Origin of the sequence: Spiroplasma sp. hy2, assembly GCF_044714365.1 — a bacterium.
Classification (GTDB): Bacteria; Bacillota_I; Bacilli_A; order Mycoplasmatales; family Mycoplasmataceae; genus Spiroplasma; species Spiroplasma phoeniceum.
This window is the reverse complement of record NZ_RXFZ02000148.1, coordinates 1-2,527: the sequence shown is the minus strand read 5'-3', so window position 1 is coordinate 2,527 and position 2,527 is coordinate 1. Positions and strand designations below refer to the sequence as shown.

4 protein-coding genes are annotated in these 2,527 nt (G+C 25.5%); 1 reads left to right on the top strand and 3 read right to left on the bottom strand.

Translation table 4 applies throughout. The annotated features are described in order from the left end of the window. Positions 1 to 354: 354 nt before the first annotated feature. Entirely contained in the window at positions 355 to 1,290 is a 936-nt protein-coding gene (gene miaA, locus EHV01_RS04670; protein ID WP_422066429.1) for a tRNA (adenosine(37)-N6)-dimethylallyltransferase MiaA, read from the top strand. Between the two features lie 121 nt (positions 1,291 to 1,411). On the opposite strand, the gene EHV01_RS04665 is transcribed toward miaA, so the two are convergent. The 3 genes from EHV01_RS04665 to EHV01_RS04655 all read right to left on the bottom strand — a co-directional run bounded on the left by EHV01_RS04665 (position 1,412) and on the right by EHV01_RS04655 (position 2,316). Next, positions 1,412 to 1,591 carry a hypothetical protein gene (locus tag EHV01_RS04665; protein ID WP_353487156.1) on the bottom strand — a complete coding sequence of 60 codons (180 nt, stop codon included), beginning with the start codon at positions 1,589 to 1,591 and terminating at the stop codon, positions 1,412 to 1,414. 1 nt (position 1,592) lies between these two features. Next, positions 1,593 to 1,862: a hypothetical protein gene (locus tag EHV01_RS04660; protein ID WP_422066428.1), complete on the bottom strand. Its 270-nt coding sequence runs from the start codon at positions 1,860 to 1,862 to the stop codon at positions 1,593 to 1,595. A 232-nt stretch (positions 1,863 to 2,094) separates the two neighbouring features. Then, positions 2,095 to 2,316, bottom strand: coding sequence for a hypothetical protein (locus EHV01_RS04655; protein WP_422066427.1), 222 nt, complete (start codon positions 2,314 to 2,316; stop codon positions 2,095 to 2,097). Between the last annotated feature and the right edge of the window lie 211 nt (positions 2,317 to 2,527).

Sequence of the window (2,527 nt, the reverse complement as noted above, 5' to 3'; positions counted from 1 at the left end):
TWAAATTTAAAGCAAAATCATAATCTTACACAAAATTAGTTTTCAAATTGTCATATTGATGATTTTTTTTATTTCATCAAGAGTTTTCGACAAAATTAAAGATTTTTTCTAAAAAGAAATAAAATATGATAAAATATAATTGTCCGCAAGGACAGTTTTCTACGTTTATTATAACGTTAAGGTGTGTTTGGGGTTATTAACCGCTATATAAATCAGTAACTCTACACCCAAGCACTTAAAGCGGTTCAGAGTTATTTTTAAAATAAAGTAAAGGCTAACAGTTGAATGTTAGTTTTTTAATTTGAAAAAAATGAATTATCCGATAAAATTTATAAAGAGATTAGTGAGGTTTTGATGGTGCAGAAAAAAGTTATTTTAATTGTTGGTCCAACAGGAAGTGGTAAAACTGATTTATCAATTAAGATGGCTCAGCGTTTTAATGGGGAATGTATTAATGCTGATGCTACTCAAATTTTTAATGGGTTAAATCTTGCAACAAATAAAATAACACCATCTGAACAAGTTGGTATTCCACACCATTTATTATCAACAATTGATTTAAAGGAGAATTATTCCATTAAGATGTATCAACAAGAAGGGCGAAAAATATTAGCTCAATTATGAACTAAAAATAAGCTTCCAATTGTAGTTGGTGGTAGTGGGTTGTATATTAATGCACTATTAAAAAATTATCAATTTTCTGACCAGGGTCGTGATTTATTAAAGACAAAAGAATATGAACATATTTCTAATTATGCTTTGTGAGAAAAATTAGCAGCAATTGATCCGCAAGAGAGTAATAAAGTTCATCCTAATAATCGAAAACGTGTTTGGCGAGCATTAGAATACTATTTCCAAATCGGAACATTAAAATCAGTTAATGATCATCACCGTAATGAATGATATATTGAACCATATATTATTGGGTTATTACCAGATAAAACAGAACTGCATCAATATTTATCTGAACGGGTATTACGATTAACAGAGCGGGGTTTATTTGTTGAAGTTGAAGCAGCATATAAATATTGCAATTATGATTCAGCAAAACAAAGTATGAAAATTATTGGCTGTCCAGAGATTATTCGTTATTTAAAAGGCGAGCTTTCATATGATGCAACATTAGCAACAATGGTTCAAGCTAATAAAATTTATGCTAAAAAACAAATAACATGATTTAAAAATCAATTAACAAATGTTCATTGATATTCATTTTCTTATTCACAGTTTGATGATCTTTGTCAACAAATTATGGTTGAATTTAAAAATAGTAATTATTTAAAATCATAATTTATTTTTTGTAAAGTAAAGATGTAAGTAGGATTTTTAACCCTTATCAAGGAAAGGGGCTTCGCCCCTAGGTCGCTCGCAACCTGTAATAAACACCATAATATATAAAAATGTAATCATATTATTTAACCTCCTTTTGTTTCCTTTTTTCCAATTCGACTTTTAATTTTCGAATTTTTTTGCTTTGTCTTAAAATTATTGATGTTTCTTTTTCTTTAATAATTTTTATAATTCCAGCAATAAAATAAGCACAAATCGGTGTCATAATAAATATTAAAATACCTGCTGATACATATTCCAAATTAAACAGCCTCCTTTTTATTTTTTCTACTATTAACTTTATTTTTAATTCATAAAATTAATTGAACAATATAGGCACCAATTAATGTTCAAAACATTAAATAGCTAATATCCATTAAAGATGCTATTAAACCGAATTTTTTTAAAAATAATTCTAATTCTTTAACATCAGCACAAGCCGGTATTAATAATAATCCAAAAACAACAGATAAAATATAAATTAAAATTTTTCATCAATTATTTTTTAAATAATTTAAGATTTTTGTTTTCATATTTTTTTAATCCCCTTATTGTTTAACCTAGAATAATATTGATTAATTAAAATAATTTCATTATTAACACAATATCAGCAATATTTAGAACCGAGTTCTCAAATGAAAGCAGATTGGCAAATGATACATACTTTATCCATTGTTTTCACCTCTAAATTGAAAACAATTTCAACAAACGGTCGCACCGTTTTGCCAAATAGTATCATTAATACAAGCCATACATAACTGTTGTTTATTCATAATTAACACCAACTTTTACTTTGGGATTTTTACAATTTTTACTAAATTGATATGCTTTAATGTTTAAATCATAAACTTTTTGGGTTTCTGCTTTAATTAATGGTTCTGTAATATATTTAAAAACAAATTCATTAACAGTTTTATTCTCATTATTTAATACTAAATTTTTAATAATTCCATATTTTCAATGTTGTTGTAAAACACTAGTAGGCATTTGTTTATTTAAAATAATATTAAAATGAACTGCTCCGCGTTTTTGATAATCATAAATACGAAGATATTTAAAATCATTGCCATATTGATACTGTAATTTTTGAATTCATTAGACTTCTTGCATAACCTATTAAAATAATTGTAAATATTTTTAAAAAGATACTAATAGCAAATTATAATTTTAATTAATTATGTCTTTTATTTAAAAATTT